This is a genomic window from Natranaerofaba carboxydovora (genome assembly GCF_022539405.1).
GTDB lineage: Bacteria > Bacillota > Natranaerobiia > Natranaerobiales > Natranaerofabaceae > Natranaerofaba > Natranaerofaba carboxydovora.
On record NZ_CP054394.1, the window covers coordinates 222,206 to 238,074 of the forward strand.

At 34.9% G+C, this 15,869-nt stretch carries 14 protein-coding genes; all 14 read left to right on the top strand.

The genetic code is table 11. The features are described 5' to 3' along the window. The first annotated feature begins 22 nt into the window (after nt 1–22). The gene (locus tag ACONDI_RS00985; RefSeq protein WP_241079637.1) at nt 23–400 is read left to right on the top strand and encodes a response regulator transcription factor; all 378 of its coding nucleotides are present in this window, start codon (nt 23–25) and stop codon (nt 398–400) included. After that, nucleotides 400–1,467, top strand: coding sequence for a HEAT repeat domain-containing protein (locus ACONDI_RS00990; protein ID WP_241079638.1), 1,068 nt, complete (start codon nt 400–402; stop codon nt 1,465–1,467). Before ACONDI_RS00985 ends, ACONDI_RS00990 begins: the two co-directional genes overlap by 1 nt. Before the next feature lie 31 nt (nt 1,468–1,498). Continuing rightward, nucleotides 1,499–2,947 carry a glycosyltransferase family 2 protein gene (locus ACONDI_RS00995; protein WP_241079639.1) on the top strand — a complete coding sequence of 483 codons (1,449 nt, stop codon included), beginning with the start codon at nt 1,499–1,501 and terminating at the stop codon, nt 2,945–2,947. Then, on the top strand, nt 2,928–3,974 hold the full coding sequence (locus tag ACONDI_RS01000; RefSeq protein WP_241079640.1) for a diguanylate cyclase domain-containing protein: 1,047 nt from the start codon (nt 2,928–2,930) through the stop codon (nt 3,972–3,974). Before ACONDI_RS00995 ends, ACONDI_RS01000 begins: the two co-directional genes overlap by 20 nt. Before the next feature lie 23 nt (nt 3,975–3,997). Beyond that, on the top strand, nt 3,998–4,297 hold the full coding sequence (locus ACONDI_RS01005; RefSeq protein ID WP_241079641.1) for an Hpt domain-containing protein: 300 nt from the start codon (nt 3,998–4,000) through the stop codon (nt 4,295–4,297). A gap of 77 nt (nt 4,298–4,374) precedes the next feature. Next, complete coding sequence (locus tag ACONDI_RS01010; protein WP_241079642.1) at nt 4,375–5,634, top strand: HD domain-containing phosphohydrolase; 1,260 nt, start codon at nt 4,375–4,377, stop codon at nt 5,632–5,634. 27 nt (nt 5,635–5,661) lie between these two features. Beyond that, on the top strand, nt 5,662–6,639 hold the full coding sequence (locus tag ACONDI_RS01015; RefSeq protein WP_241079643.1) for a nucleoside recognition domain-containing protein: 978 nt from the start codon (nt 5,662–5,664) through the stop codon (nt 6,637–6,639). A gap of 43 nt (nt 6,640–6,682) precedes the next feature. Further along, nucleotides 6,683–8,713, top strand: coding sequence for a sigma-54-dependent Fis family transcriptional regulator (locus ACONDI_RS01020; protein WP_241079644.1), 2,031 nt, complete (start codon nt 6,683–6,685; stop codon nt 8,711–8,713). Nucleotides 8,714–8,751: 38 nt separating this feature from the next. Next, complete coding sequence (locus ACONDI_RS01025) at nt 8,752–9,681, top strand: NAD-dependent epimerase/dehydratase family protein (RefSeq protein WP_241079645.1); 930 nt, start codon at nt 8,752–8,754, stop codon at nt 9,679–9,681. 161 nt (nt 9,682–9,842) lie between these two features. Continuing rightward, nucleotides 9,843–10,388, top strand: a complete 546-nt coding sequence (locus ACONDI_RS01030) for a hypothetical protein (protein ID WP_241079646.1) — start codon at nt 9,843–9,845, stop codon at nt 10,386–10,388. Nucleotides 10,389–10,499: 111 nt separating this feature from the next. Further along, nucleotides 10,500–11,342, top strand: coding sequence for an MBL fold metallo-hydrolase (locus tag ACONDI_RS01035; protein WP_241079647.1), 843 nt, complete (start codon nt 10,500–10,502; stop codon nt 11,340–11,342). A gap of 434 nt (nt 11,343–11,776) precedes the next feature. Beyond that, entirely contained in the window at nt 11,777–13,297 is a 1,521-nt protein-coding gene (locus ACONDI_RS01040; protein WP_241079648.1) for a CoA-acylating methylmalonate-semialdehyde dehydrogenase, read from the top strand. An 83-nt stretch (nt 13,298–13,380) separates the two neighbouring features. Continuing rightward, nucleotides 13,381–14,541 (top strand): iron-containing alcohol dehydrogenase, encoded by a 1,161-nt coding sequence (locus ACONDI_RS01045; RefSeq protein WP_241079649.1) that lies wholly within the window; start codon nt 13,381–13,383, stop codon nt 14,539–14,541. 117 nt (nt 14,542–14,658) lie between these two features. Further along, nucleotides 14,659–15,804 (top strand): iron-containing alcohol dehydrogenase, encoded by a 1,146-nt coding sequence (locus tag ACONDI_RS01050; protein WP_241079650.1) that lies wholly within the window; start codon nt 14,659–14,661, stop codon nt 15,802–15,804. Nucleotides 15,805–15,869: the final 65 nt, after the last annotated feature.

Below are 15,869 nucleotides of genomic sequence, written 5' to 3' on the forward strand. Positions count from 1 at the left end.
ATTTAATTAAGGAGAATTTCACATGCAAGATATTAAAAATATTTTATTGGTCGAAGATGAGCCTTCAATGTCTCGGCTTATATCTTTTAAGTTGGAAAAGGAGAACTTCAAGGTTGATGTTGCTGCTGATGGTGAGAAGGCACTTCAAAAGTTTTTGGATGAAACTATTAGTTATGATGCAATTATCCTTGACTTAATGCTTCCTATTCTTGATGGAATGCAGGTACTTAAAAAAATTCGAGAAGAAAATAAAGAGATCCCTGTCCTGGTTTTGTCTGCAAAAAGTCAAAAGAAAGATGTGTTAGATGGTTTAAATAAAGGTGCAGATGATTATCTTACAAAACCTTTTAGGCCAGAAGAACTAACCCTTAGGTTGAAAAAATTGCTAGGAGAAAGCTAATGTCTATGTTTAATTCATTGTTAATTTTAATTGTTATTATGACAATTGCAATAATTGGTCTCTTGTTATTTATTTTGCTTAATCATTATCTGCTATGGAGAAGAGAAAAAGTTTATCAACAAAATAAAGATGAATGGGAAGATACACTATATAGTTATCTTGCTGATGATATATCTATAGATAAAGCAGCATTAAAAATGAAAGGTGATTATTATAATTTATGGCGTTTATTAACTCCTTACCTTACAAACTTAAAGGGAGATGATAGGGAAAAGATAGTAGAATTAGTAAAAGAAATTGGTATGACAGACTATTTTTTGAATATAGCTAGGAAATCAAAAAGAAGGAAAAAGAGGGTGTCAGCAATCTCTGCCTTAGGAAAAATTGGTGAGAAAAGAGTAAGTCCTTTTCTGAAAAATATGCTCAACTCTAAAGATACTATCGAGATGACTTTTGCAGCAAAGGCCATTGCAGATATTGGGGAGACAAACTTAATATTGCCGGTTTTTAGGAGAATGCTAACAGATACTTATACAACCTTTGAAGGAATTACTGAGATAGCGGTAAGGTTCGGTGAAGATATTTGTCCACCAATCAAAAATATCATTCAAGAATGGTTTGATGGTAAAAGAGACTTAGAGGAAAGTTTTGGGGTTTCAATAGATCAGAGTTTATCTCTTTTAGTTGATATCCTCGGTTATTATAGATATACAGTAGCGGGATTACAGCTTGAAAAGATATTGGAAAAAAGTGATAACAGTGAAGTTATTATTCATGTTTTAAAAGCACTGTCAACAATGGGTTATCCTGTTAAGATATCGCTAAACCCATTTATTGATCATGAAAATTGGATTATAAGAAGTCAGGCAACAAAATATATAGGAAAAATAAAAGAAGACACATACAAAGAAAAAATAAAACAGCTTCTTGATGATGAAAACTGGTGGGTAAGGTTTTATGCAGCCCAGGCATTATACAACTTAGGAGAAGTATCTTATCTTGAATCAAACAGCTCTTTTGAGGATAGAAAGGGAGAAATAAGTAGGTATATACTTAGTAAAGCTTGATGTCGAGATTAATATTGATAGGAGTTTTTTAATGGATTTTACTAACTTGTTATATACTGTAGATTATATTGCTATTTTTTATTTTTTCATAGTTAATAGTACATATATTTTTCTAAATTTAGCTGCTTTTTTTACAATAAGGCGGCACTGGTATTTGAACCAAATAACTGACTTTGACAAAACTTTTCAAAGTGAATTTTATAAACCTCTTAGTATTATAGTTCCTGCTTTTAATGAACAGAGCACAATAGTACAGAATGTAAAATCTATTATATCTCTTGCCTACCCGGAATTTGAAGTAGTCGTGGTGAATGATGGATCTACAGATGATACAATCAATGAGCTAAAAAATAGTTTTAATCTTATAAAGTCAAGCAGATCCTTTGAAAAAATTCTTGCTACTGAATCAATTAATAATGTATATGATTCATTAGATTATGCTAACCTTGTAGTAGTTGATAAAGCAAATGGTGGAAAGGCAGATGCACTTAATGCCGGTATAAACACATCGCAATATCCCCTTGTTTGCAATATTGATGCAGATTCTATAATAGAAGGACAGGCTTTACTTAGGATAGTAGAGCCCTTTGTACAGGATTGGAGGGTAATAGCTGCAGGGGGAACTGTAAGAGTTGCCAATGAATGTACAATTAGAGGAGGTTTCATAGAAAAGGTAAGACTTTCATCTAATTCTATAGTCAGAATGCAGGTAGTGGAATATTTGAGGGCGTTTTTATTTGGAAGAGTTGGTTGGGCTTCTATTAATAGTTTGTTAATAATATCTGGTGCTTTTGGAGTTTTTAGAAAGAAGCACTTAATAGATGCAGGTGGATACAGCAGAGATACTGTAGGAGAAGATATGGAGCTAGTGCTTAGATTAAATCGTTTTCTAAAGAAGTCTAAAAGGGAGTATCGAGTGGTTTTTTTGCCGGATCCGGTATGCTGGACCCAGGTTCCTGAAGACATTGGTAGTTTAAGTAGACAAAGACGTAGATGGCAGAGGGGTCTTGGTGAAAGTCTATCTAAGAATAGAGAGCTTTTTTTCAACCCCAAATATGGACTTTTGGGGATAATAGCTTTTCCTTTTTTCTTATTCATTGAGTTTTTGGGGCCAGTTTTTGAACTTTTAGGTTATATAGTTTTTGCTGCTACAATATTTATCGCTTACTTTTTAGGATTTCCTGGAAGAGAAATTATTTTGTTATTTTTTGTCACAGCAATACTAATGGGAGTATTATTATCTACACTATCTGTAGTTTTTGAAGAGATGACTTTTAGAAAGTATACACGTTTAAGGGACAAAATCATACTTTTTTTATTTGGTATCTATGAAAACTTCGGTTATCGACAAAGGCATACTTTTTGGAGAGTGCGAGGGATTTATGATTTTCTGCGCAAAAGAAAAGGATGGGGAGAAATGAAAAGAATGACTTTTGCAGGTCAGGAGAGGATGGATAACAATGGCGATACTAGTGATTGACGATGAACAAGATATAAGGTTTTTAATAGAAAAGTTTTTAAATAAAGCTGGTTTTACCGATTTGTACTTTGCATCTTCACCGGAAAAAGCTTTTGAAATATTAGGTATAGACGAATATGAAGGGAACTCGCAAGTTGAATCTTCTAAGATAGAACTGATATTATTGGATATTATGATGCCAGGAACTGATGGAATAGAAGTATGTGAACGGATTAATAATTACCCTGAGATTTCAAATATTCCTATAATTATGGTTACAGCTTTAACTGACCCTGAAACCTTGGAAAGAGCATTTAATGCTGGTGCCATGGATTATATTACAAAGCCTATCCGAAGGGTCGAGTTAATCGCCAGGGCAAGCTCTGCAATAAAGTTATATAGGGAAAGACAAACTCGTATTAAACGCGAAATAGAGCTAGAAGATGCTCTTCACCGTTTAGAAGAAACTAATAAAAAACTAGAAAAAATTGCAACAATAGATGAACTGACAAAGCTTCCCAACCGAAGGCTATTAGATGAAACTTTGAAAAATGAGTGGAAAAGAGCAAAGCGAAATCGGAGTTTTTTATCCGTTATTATGCTAGATATTGACTATTTCAAGAACTATAATGATACTTACGGACATCTAAAAGGTGATGAATGTCTCCAAATGATATCCTCCAAACTAAAAGATCTGATGTTTCGTCCAGGGGACTTTGTTGCCAGGTATGGAGGGGAAGAATTTATCGTGATCTTACCCGAAACTAACCTTGAAGATGCTTTGATAGTGGCTGAAAGGCTTAGAAAGGGTGTGGTAGAATTACAAATTCCACATGTAGACTCCAAAATTTCAGATTATGTGACTGTTAGTTTGGGCGTTACAACTATAAAATTTGGTGACAAGCTTAAAGATATCCTTGATGAAAAAGATGCTAGGGAGGAAGAATTAATAAATAAGTTTGTTGAGACTGCAGATGAAGCTCTTTATGAAGCAAAAGAAAAAGGCCGAAATAAAGTAGAATCCAAATATTTTACCTTGAGAGCGTAACTTAGAATGGAGGGGATTAACAAATGAGTAAAAATACTGTTTATGTAGATGAAGATTTAAAGGAACTAATACCAGATTTTATGGAAAATCGATATGAGGATATTAAGAAATTAAAAAGTTCTATTTCAACAAAAGATTATGAAGACATTAGAAAATTAGGACATACCATAAAAGGTGTAGGAGGAGGATATGGTTTTGATTATGTAACTGAGCTGGGTTACAAAATAGAAGAAGCTGCTAAAAATGGTGATGAAGACTTGTTGAACGAACTGATTTTTGAATTAGAAAACCATCTTGATAATGTGGAGATAGTTTATGAGTAGTTGTGGTAGGTAAGTTTATAATATATAATTAAACTGCAATTATAGGAACTAGTTATAAGTTGGGGGAGAGCTCTGTTATGGATGGATTATATTCACAGTTAGCAGAAGAGTTTTCTTTTATAAATTATAAAGCCTTTAGAAAGTCATCAATGCTTGCTGTAAGTCATGCTATTGAGGATTTAATTTTAAGCTTAAGTATTGATGCAGAGATGTTTGTTACTTTTCAAAAATTTGAGTTTTTTGAAGAAGAATATGATAAATATCTTGAACTTGATAAGTTTGGCAAAAATATTTTTATTTTTGCCAAAGATATAGATAGAACGAAATTAGATAAATTCAAAAATACCACATTTGTTGAAATAGATGATTCAGATGAACTGATAAAAGAATGGGATATTATTGTTAATCATCCAGAGTATCCTATTACTTTTTCTTCTTATGAAGTTAGTGTTATGGACAAACCTGAAAGGACTTTTCTAGGTTTTTTGAGCTTTTATCCAGCAGTAACTGCAAAGGCGGTGAAACACTTTTCAAATGAACTAAAAAAGAAAGATATATATTATTATCCTGAAACTGATAAGTATGAACCATTAAGTGATAGGGAAAAAAGATTCGGTAACATACTTGAAAAATTTATTAATAATACTTTGGATGAAATTGAGTTGAAAGATACAATCAGAGAGCAGGGCCAATCTATAGAATTAATCAAGCGATTATGCTACGCGGCTGAATACAGGGATATTGAGACAGCTTTGCACCTTGTGAAAATAAGTAAGTATATGACCTGGTTTTATGATAAACTAGATATAGATATATCATCTTCAGACAGTAATTCTATTGGTGTGGCTTCTCTAGTCCATGATATAGGGAAAATAGGTATTCCAGACAATATTTTATTAAAGCCAGGAAGGCTAACGGGCAAAGAATATGAAATAATGAAAAATCATACAAATATAGGAGCATCGATCTTAAAAGATCCATACACAAATATGCTTAAAACAGCTAAAGATATAGCCCTATATCATCATGAGAGATGGGACGGGCAGGGTTATCCTACTGGTAAGAAAAAAGAAGAGATCCCCCTAACGGCTAGAATGGCAGCGATAGTGGATGTATTTGATGCCTTATCATCTAAACGGGTGTACAAGGATAGTTATTCCGTTAATAAATGCATTGATATTATGAAAGAAGAAAGAAATATGCATTTTGATGGTGAAATGTTAGATATTTTTTTAGCTAATCTTAACGAGCTAATAGAGTTAAAAAATGAATTAGAAGAAAAATCCAAATTGTATTCAGAAGAAGATATGTTAGAGGAAATTATTAAGAAGTACTAAGTTTAAAATATAAGAGGGTGTTATAATTTGCAGGAGCTTATTAATCTTATATTAGAATCAGGAAGTTCTGGTATTGATTTGACCTTATATACAATCGTACCTATTATGGTAGTAATGATGGCAGTGATGAAGCTACTAGAGGATATAGGTTTTTTAAACAAAGTTGCTTTGTTTATGGCCCCGTTACTGGGGGTTTTTGGGCTTCCAGGGTTAGGTGTGTTTGCAATGCTTCAGTGTATGTTAATAAGTTTTGCTGCACCTATAGCAACCTTGAAACTTATGGACAAGAGCCCTCAGATAAGTGGCCCAAATATAGCAGCTACCATGGCAACAGTGCTTACTATATCTCAAGCAAATGCTGCTTTTCCTTTAGCGGCGAGTGGACTTAGTTTGACAGTGGTTTTTGCAACATCTGTTGTGGGAGGTCTAGTTGCAGGCTTAGTCGCTTATAAAATTTCATATAGGTTTTATAATATTGATACGAACGACAGCCATAATTTGGCTGAGTCGCAGAAAGGTTCTAATCAAGTAAATGGCGAAAATAGTGATAAAAAAGAAGAAAAATTCAATGTATTTCTTAGCCTATATAATGGAGCGGAAGAAGGGTTTTGGACTGGAGTCAAAGCTGCTCCAGTTTTGATTTTGGCCTTATTTGTGGTTGATGTTCTAAAAGAAACAAGTGTAATATCACTATTAGAAACAATACTTACCCCCGTATTTACCCAGATTAATATACCGGGGTCTGCTGTACTGCCAATTGTTACTAAGTTCTTAGCAGGAGGAACGGCAATGATGGGGATAACAATGGATGTAATGGCTGAAGGAAATCTTTCTGTTCAAGAACTAAATCGAATTGCTGGAATTGGTATTCACTCAATCGATCCTGTGGCGATATCTTTGTTTGCAACCTCTGGTTTAAGATTAGCGAAGCAGATAAAACCAGCTATTATAGGTGGTGTTGTGGGAATAATTTTTAGGGCTATTTTTCATATAATATTTTTCTGAAATCAAATCCTTCTAAAAAGGAAAGGGGGAGAGGATAAATATAATGTCTAACACTATTGATTATTCAACAAGGCAAGAAAGGATAAAACAAGAATGGGAAAAGTTTGTTAATGGTGAAGAGGTAAACCAAGAGATAGTGCTACCTATGATTTATAGATCCTGGAAGAGAAGTAGAGATTATGGAATAGATCCTTATAAAAATGTTGAAGGAAATATATTGAAAGATGATAAAATGGTCGATGAACTTACAGACTGTTCGGATTTGCTACAAGAGTACGGTCAGATTATTGATGTTATTCGTGAGATGGCTGGTGAAATGGGGCTTATTTGTAGAATAAGTGATCAGAAGGCAAAAACCCAGAAAATAATCGCATCTCCTGAGATAATAAAAGATAATATAAAAAAAGGTAATTTTTTTGCCCTTGATGCATCAGAGAAATTAATGGGGACTAATGCACTTTCTCTAGCGATTAGAGAAAGAAGGCCTGTGCAGGTTTTGGGTGCAGAACACTATAATTATTACTTTCATAATATTAATTGTTCAGCTGCGCCAATTCATAATGAGAAAGGCGAAGTTGCCGGGGTAATAAACATATCCACAAATAATATATTAAATACTACTATCCAAACATTAGGTTTTGTCATTAGTATAGCAAAAGTCCTTGATAACAACCTTTATATTAACTCAATGCTAGATAGATTAAATATTAAGAATGAAACCCTTTCTGAAATTATGGAAAGGCTTCCTTCGGGAATTGTTTATTATGATTCTCATGGTAATATCCAGGGTTTTAATCAAGAACTATTAAAATTATTAAGTTTAAAAAACAAAAATGAAGATTTGGTCAAAAAAGAAATTATGGCCAAGATAAAGGCGTTAAATCTAGGGAGTGATTCATTTAATAATAAAGAGATGTTCTTAAAAGTAAATAACAGAAAAAAATCATTTTTAGTCTCCAAAAAAGAGATAGGATCAAAGGATAGTAAATCAAATATATTACTTCTAGATCCCACAAGTAGAATAATGAAAATTCATGATACCATAAAGAGTAACTCTTCTATTTATAATTTTGATGACATTCAAGGTGAAAATGGTCAACTAAAAAACGCTATTGAAATGGCGAAAACTGTTGCAGACTCAGATTCTCCAATTGTTATTTATGGTGAAAGTGGTACAGGCAAAGAGTTATTTGCCCATTCTATACACAATGCTAGTTCAAGAAAAGATGGGCCTTTTATAGGTATTAATTGCGGGGCTATTCCATCTGAGCTTATAGAAAGTGAATTGTTTGGTTATGAACCAGGTGCTTTTACAGGTGCATCAAACAGGGGAAAGCACGGAAAGGTTGAAGTAGCATCTAATGGAACTTTATTTTTGGATGAGATAGAAAGCATGCCTTTGAATGTACAGATCAAATTATTAAGGGTTCTATCTACAAATAAAATAACTCGTATAGGGGGAAATGAGGAGATCCCAATCGATATACGATTAATATCTAGCACTAAGAATGATCTCTTAGAAGAAGCAGAAAAAGGCAATTTCCGAGAAGACCTTTACTACCGTATAAATGTATTTACCCTTCAAATTCCTCCGTTAAGAGAGCGCTTAGACGATATCCCATTACTAGTGAATCATTTTATAAGTATGTTAACAGAAAAAGAAGTTGAAGTAGATGATAAGTTTTATGATGCTCTAACTAGTTATTCATGGCAGGGTAATATTAGAGAACTAAAGAATGTGATAGAAAGGGCGATTGTTCTTCAAGGTGATAATGATAGATTAACCTTTGATTACTTGCCTGAAAATATTAAAGAGAACTACCTGAATACAGACTTGAAAGAGAATTTAAATACTGCCCTGATATCTACACAAAAGAAGCCACAGGGTACAAAAACAGAAGAAGATGAAGGATTACTAAAAAAAGCTGAAGAACTAGCGGTAAGTTTTGCATTGAAAAAAGAAAAAGGGAACTTAACAAAAGCAGCCAAACTGCTAGGTATTGCTAGAAGTACCCTTTATGAAAAGATTAATAAATCGAATAAACTTCAATACGAATTAGAATTATATAAATAGTAATAGGTAAAGAATAAAAGATTTAAAGGGGGCGAAGTATGAAAGCACTTATAACAGGTGGTACAGGATTTTTGGGTTCGTATCTTGCAAGAGAATTAGTGGGCCGGGGAGATGAAGTGGTATTATTTGATGTTGCGTTTAACGAAGGCCTTATTGATCAGGTAAAGGACAAGGTTGAATTTGTTAAAGGTGATCTTTCTTGTTGGCCAGAGGTACTTGACGCGATAAAACGAAGCGAAGCAGATATTATTTATCATTGTGGAGCTTTGCTCTCTGGTAGTGCGGAAGAACTTCCTCTAAAAGCGTACGAAATTAATACACTTGGTACATGGTATATCTTAGAAGCGGCAAGGCTATTCAATGTTGATAAAGTTTTATTTACCAGTACTGTAGCTTCTTTCGGAGATCATATAAGTGATCCTGTTGCAAATACTGCTCCTCAGTATCCAAAGACCTTGTACGGGGTAAGCAAAGTTTCCTCTGAAAGGTTAGGAGAGTATTATAAAGGTAAGTTTGGAGTGGACTTTAGAGGAATAAGATTTCCTTCGGTGATTGGGCCGGGAAGAGGCCCCGGGGGAGCCTCGGCTTATTCTTCATTGGTGTTTGAAAAACCTGTATTAGGAGAACCTTATGAAGTCTATGTAAAACCAGAATCTTGTATTCCAATACTGTACGTAAAAGATGCTGTTAAAGCCTTGATTCAATTGGGTGAGGCTGATGAAAACAAATTAAAGTATCGTATGTATAATGTAAATGGGTTTTCGCCAAAAGCGAAAGAAATTGTGGATGTAATTAAAAAGGAGATAGCTGGTGCAGATATAAAGTTTGAACCAGTTAAAGAAATGGTTGATATAGTAAATAGTTGGCCTGACGCTTTAGATGAAAGTGAAGCAGTTAGAGACTGGGGTTGGCAAAGTGATTTTGACATAAGAAAAACAGTTATGGATTTTAAAGAAGAATTAAGTTAAAAATTTAAAATAATATATTATATTATTTTAAAAGCAGCTTTTTCATTTGAGTTTTACTCTTAAATGGAAAGGCTGTTTTTTTATTAGGGCGGATTTTACCAAAACCTTTTATTGCATTTTTACCACCAATCATAATAGTAGTGGTGTTTAATATAATTGGTTTGCCAGTAGAAATAGCAGTAGCCATCGGAACTATAGCTGGAATAGTCTTAATGTATAGATACTTGGATACACCTAAAGAATGGATTGACACACTTAATAAAGGAACTACAAACTCCGCTATTGCAATATTGAATACAGCAGCCGTTGTTGGTTTTGCAGGTGTAGCTAGGATAACTGATGGATTTGATATAGTTATTGACAGGCTAAAAGGAGTAGATATGAATCCATTATGGTTTGTTGCAATCACATCAGCTATTGCAGCAGGAATTGCAGGGTCGGCTTCAGGAGGATTGTCCGCTGCTTATGCAGCTTTGTATGACACATATGCTGCTCTGCCAATTCCAATGGAGTATGTTCACAGAATCTCAGCTATTTCTGCAGGAGTAATGGATACTTTGCCGCACCAGGGTGCTTTAATAACATTATTGTATTTAACAAAATTAACACATAAAGAAGCATACTATGAAGTAGCGATCACACAGATTTTAATACCATTTATTGTTCTTGCCTTGGTAGCTATACCATTAGCTTCATTGGGTTTGTAAACTAGAAGTCAGGACACATAATTGCCAATAATTTGGTTTTGTAAGATTTGGCATAAATCTTGCGCAATGTTAAAATTATCTTTTACACTATTTGTACAGGGGGAGTAATAAATGGAAGAATTATCAGTAGGCAACATAAAGCTTAACTGGCTCAAAAATGGTGTCACAAATCTAGATGGTGGGGCTATGTTTGGAGTGGTACCCAAAAAACTGTGGAGCAATAAGTACCCGAATGATGAAGAAAATCGTATCCCGCAAAGATGTGATCCCATCTTAGTTCAGAGTAATCAAAAAAATATCTTGATAGAAGGTGGGATAGGAAAGGGTAAATTTAATGAAAAACAGAAAAAGATTTTTGGGCTTATAGAAGATGGAGATATCGAAGAATCACTTAAAGAATTAGGTTTATCTCTAAAAGATATTGATATTGTTGCATGTACACATATGCATTACGATCATTTTACTGGGATAAGTCGATACAGTGGGAAAGAACTGATTCCTACATTCCCAAATGCAGAGATTTTTACTTCTTCTCTAGAGTGGCAGGAAACGAAGGAACCTACTGATCGTTCAAAAAATTCCTATTGGGAAGAAAACTGGAAACCAGTCATGCATCAAGTTAAGACTTTTGAAAATGAATTGGAGCTAACACCAGAAGTCAAAATTATTCATACTGGAGGTCACTGCCAGGGTCACTGTATACTTACTTTTGAAAGTGAAGGAGAAAAGGCAGTTCACCTGGGAGACTTGCTTCCTACCCATGCTCACCTAAATCCTTTGTGGGTTATGGCTTATGATGACTATCCAATGCGATCCATTGAAGTTAAAAAAGAATGGATAAGTAAGGTAAAAAAAGAGGATTGGTGGGTTGTACTCTATCACGATAATCTGTATAGAGCACTAAAGCTTAATGAAGAAGGTGAAATTACCGAAAAGATAAATACAAATTTATAAAAAGGTTATAAACCAGAGGGCTTATCACTAGTGAACTAGAAAAGCCTTCTGGTTTTTTGTGTCTAAACGTTCGAAAATACTACAGTTATAAAAGTATAAATAATTTCACAATCCTTTAACCAACTGATTGAATTTATATAGGCGTACGAATTTCCTACAAACGACCCTGGTTGTTTGAAATGACTACAGCAATTTTTGTTGAAAATCAATTAATCGCCTGGTTTTATTTTTCTTTTTCAGTAATTTTAAACTAGTAATACTTCTTTTGAAATTGTTTAAAACGCCTTGTGAGAGGATTTGTTATATAGTGATCTTAAAAAACTTTAACTACAAATTCTTACTTGGCATGGTTTTTGCATTAACTATATAGCAGCTCGTTAATTTGCATAACTAAAAATAATCAATCAATTATTTTGCGGAAAGGGGAAATTAGAATGTCAGAGATTAAAAAATTGAAGTTTTGTATTAACAATGAATGGAGAGATACTACATCAGGAGAGTATATGGATATAACTAACAGCAGTACAGGTGAAGTAATGGCGAAAACACCTAAATGCACTAAAGATGAAGTGGAGGAGGCTGTACAGGCAGCCAAAGATGCTTACCCAGGATGGTCTAATACTCCGATTCAAAAAAGAGTAGAAGTCATGTTTAAATTCAAAAACAAAATTGAAGAACATCTAGATGAACTAGCTAAGTTAGTTGCAACAGAGCATGGTAAAAATCTAGCAGAATCTAGAGGGGACGTTATTAAGGCCTTGGAAGTTGTAGAAGCCTCTTGTTCTACTCCGTATTTAATGCAGGGAGATTCTATAATGAATATCTCTAATGGCTTTGATACGGTGATGTATCGTGAGCCTCTTGGAGTATTTGCGGGTATAGTTCCTATGAACTTCCCGGCCATGATTCCCTTTGGGTGGATGCTTCCATTCTGTGTAACTACAGGAAATACTTTTGTTTTAAAGGCAGCAAGTCAGGTGCCCCAGACTGGCATGCGTATGCTTGAGCTTTTAATTGAAGCAGGTCTACCAAAAGGAGTTGTAAATATTGTTACATGCAGCAGACACGAAGCAGAAATTTTATTAAAGCATCCAGATATCAAAGGTATCTCATATGTAGGTTCTAGCTCTGTAGGAAAGCATATTTATAGTACAGCAGCAGCCCACGGCAAAAGAGTTCAGGCTCTTGGAGAGGCAAAAAACCATGCCCTTATATTGAAAGATGCAATGTTAGAAAGAGTTGCGGCAGCTGTTAGAAATTCGGCCTTTGGGTGTGCAGGTCAGCGCTGTATGGCTCTACCGGTGGTTTGTGTTGAAGAAGATATTGCTGATGATTTTGTAAAGGAAATTGTAAAATCTGCCAAGGAACTAAAAATCGGTCCTGCTTATGATCCTGAAACAGATCTTGGACCTGTCATATCAGAAGAGCACAAAAAATCTGTCTCAGATTGGATAGAAAAGGGATTAGAAGAGGGAGCCGAGTTAATTTTAGATGGTAGAGACGTAAAAGTAGAAGGGCATGAGAATGGCTTTTATCTTGGTCCGACAATACTTGATCATGTAACAGAAGACATGAGTGTTGGAAGAGATGAGATTTTTGGGCCTGTACTTTGTATTAAGCGGGTTAAGGACTTTGAGGAAGGTCTTAAGATTATGAACAATAGTCCTTTTGCAAATGGATCTTCGATATTTACCCAAAGTGGTTACTATGCAAGGGAATTTAGCTATAGAACTCACGGTGGTATGGTAGGAGTTAATGTTGGTATACCAGTACCTGCGTCTTACTTTCCCTTCTCAGGACATAAAGAGTCTTTCTACGGTGATCTTCATGTTATGGGTAAAGACGGAATTGCATTCTTTACTGAGTCAAAGTGTGTAACATCTAGATGGTTCAACGAAGAAGATAGGAAAAACACTAACGTTGGTACTTGGGAAGGAACTATTACTAGAGAGTAAAGCCTAACTTTGTTAGGCTTTACCCTACAATATAAGTTAGATTTAGTTTAGATTTCTTTTCTTTGGAAGAGAGGAGTGAAATTATGAAAAAGCATGAGTTCTTATCTCCTGAGGTCATAGTCTACGGTAAAGATATTTTATTAGACTCAGGGGAGAAAATAAAGTCTTTTGGTCAAAAAGCTCTACTGGTTACAGACCAAATGATGACCAAACTTGGATATACCAAAAAAACAACAGACATATTAGAAGCTAATGGAATTGAGTACTGTATATATGATGAAGTTGATGATGAACCAATTGATCTAATGGTAGAAAAAGGTGCTAAGATTTATAAAGACAATGATTGTGAATTCTTGATCACCCTTGGTGGGGGAAGCCCTATAGATGCTGCAAAAGCAATCGGAATTTTGGCAACAAATCAGGGGAAGATATCCGATTTCATGGGACAAAATAAAGTGCAAAATGCTATTCCACCTCTTATAGCTATACCAACTACTGCAGGAACTGGATCTGAAGCTACTAAATTTACCATAATCACAGATACAGAAAATGATGTCAAAATGTTAATTGGAAGCCCGCTACTTCTACCTGATATGGCTATTGTAGATTGCTGTTTGACTTTATCTGTACCACCTGATCTTACAGCTGCTACTGGTATAGATGCCCTAACCCATGCAATTGAGGCTTATACATCTATTAAAAGCCAGCCATTGTCTGATCAATTTGCATTATCAGCTATTAGAAGAATATCTAATAATTTAAAAACAGCTTGTTTTGATGGAAATGATAAATATGCCAGAAATGAAATGATGCTTGCTTCCCTGGAGGCAGGGATAGCATTTAGTAATTCTTCTGTAACTTTGGTACATGGGATGAGTAGACCTATAGGAGCTGTTTTTCATATACCTCATGGCATATCAAATGCTGTACTTTTACCTACTTGTATGGAGTATGCTGTTGAAGGAGCACCAGAAAGGTTTGCACAAGTTGCAAAAGCTATGGGAATAGAGGGAGACTATGAAGAACTAGAACTTGCCAAAGAAGGTGCCAAAAAAGTTAAAAAACTCTGCGAAGACATAAAGGTCCCTAATGTTACAGAACTAGGTATAGATGAAGATGAATTTTTGAAATATACCGATAAGATGGCAGAAGATGCTCTAGCAAGTGGAAGCCCCGGAAATACCTATAGAGCTCCTTCAAAAGAAGATATAATAAAAATTTATGAAGAAATTATTAACAACTAGATGTTAAATGTCATGTACTGAATGTTTTTTTTAGATAAATTGTTTGAACCTTTTAAAAAGTGTTAAATGTTTAAGTTTAATATTAATTAACTATAAAACTTTAAGGAGGAATTTGTAATGTATGATTTTTTGATGCCACCAGTAAATTTGCTAGGACCAGGAACAGCAAAGGAAGCAGGTAAAAGGTGTAAACTTCTAGGTGCCAAAAAGGCACTGGTAGTAACTGATGACGGTATGGTGAAATCGGGGATTTTGGATGAGGTTAAAGGTTATATCGAAAAAGAAGGTGTAGAAACAGTAGTGTTTAAAGATGTTGAGCCGAACCCAAAGGATAAGGATGTAGAAGCCGGACTAAAAGTTTATCAAGACGAAAACTGTGATACTATTGTTACCTTAGGTGGAGGAAGTGCACATGACTGTGGTAAGGGTATTGGAATAGTAGCCACTCATCCGAAGAAAATAACTGAGTATGCAGGAATAGAAACCCTGGAAAACGCTTTGCCTCCAATTGTCTCCATTAACACCACAGCAGGTACGGCAAGTGAAGTAACAAGACACTGTGTTATTACTAATACGGATACGGATGTGAAATTTGTAGTAGTTAGCTGGAGAAATCTACCTAGTGTATCTATAAATGATCCAGAACTTATGACTAGTAAGCCTCCGGCGCTAACCGCTGCTACTGGAATGGACGCCTTGACCCATGCACTGGAAACTTATGTTTCTTTGGGAGCTAATCCTGTGACTGATGCACAAGCTATACAATCCATGAAACTAGTTTCAGATTGGTTAAGAACTGCAGTTTATGAAGGTAATAACATTGAAGCAAGAGAAAATATGGCTTACGCTTCCCTTCTTGCTGGCATGGCTTTTAATAATGGAGGACTTGGGTATGTGCATGCTATGGCTCACCAGTTAGGTGGTCTATTAGACATGCCTCATGGAGTAGCTAATGCTGTACTCCTTCCTCATGTAGAAAGGTTTAACTTAAGTGCTAAGCCGGAGCGTTTTGCAGATATAGCCCAAATCTTTGGTGAAGATATCACTGGTCTATCAACTAGAGCTGCAGCAGAGAAGGCAATAGAAGCTATTGAACAACTATCAAAAGACATTGGAATTCCTAGTGGCCTGGCGGAGTTGAATGTTGATAAAAAACATTTTGACAAAATGGCTGAAGCTGCACTGCAGGATGGTAATGCTTTTACCAATCCAATACAGGGTACAAAAGAAGATGTTGTAAAAATATTTGAAAATGCAATGTAAAAAGGGCAATGTTATAATTAAATCAAATGAATGTCTACTTTTGTTAAGCTTGAATGTTAGCATGA

Coding starts and splice junctions, on each gene's coding strand:
- ACONDI_RS00985 (WP_241079637.1), top strand. CDS start 23: ATGCAAGATATTAAAAATATTTTATTGGTCGAAGATGAGCCTTCAATG.
- ACONDI_RS00990 (WP_241079638.1), top strand. CDS start 400: ATGTCTATGTTTAATTCATTGTTAATTTTAATTGTTATTATGACAATT.
- ACONDI_RS00995 (WP_241079639.1), top strand. CDS start 1,499: ATGGATTTTACTAACTTGTTATATACTGTAGATTATATTGCTATTTTT.
- ACONDI_RS01000 (WP_241079640.1), top strand. CDS start 2,928: ATGGCGATACTAGTGATTGACGATGAACAAGATATAAGGTTTTTAATA.
- ACONDI_RS01005 (WP_241079641.1), top strand. CDS start 3,998: ATGAGTAAAAATACTGTTTATGTAGATGAAGATTTAAAGGAACTAATA.
- ACONDI_RS01010 (WP_241079642.1), top strand. CDS start 4,375: ATGGATGGATTATATTCACAGTTAGCAGAAGAGTTTTCTTTTATAAAT.
- ACONDI_RS01020 (WP_241079644.1), top strand. CDS start 6,683: ATGTCTAACACTATTGATTATTCAACAAGGCAAGAAAGGATAAAACAA.
- ACONDI_RS01025 (WP_241079645.1), top strand. CDS start 8,752: ATGAAAGCACTTATAACAGGTGGTACAGGATTTTTGGGTTCGTATCTT.
- ACONDI_RS01035 (WP_241079647.1), top strand. CDS start 10,500: ATGGAAGAATTATCAGTAGGCAACATAAAGCTTAACTGGCTCAAAAAT.
- ACONDI_RS01040 (WP_241079648.1), top strand. CDS start 11,777: ATGTCAGAGATTAAAAAATTGAAGTTTTGTATTAACAATGAATGGAGA.
- ACONDI_RS01045 (WP_241079649.1), top strand. CDS start 13,381: ATGAAAAAGCATGAGTTCTTATCTCCTGAGGTCATAGTCTACGGTAAA.
- ACONDI_RS01050 (WP_241079650.1), top strand. CDS start 14,659: ATGTATGATTTTTTGATGCCACCAGTAAATTTGCTAGGACCAGGAACA.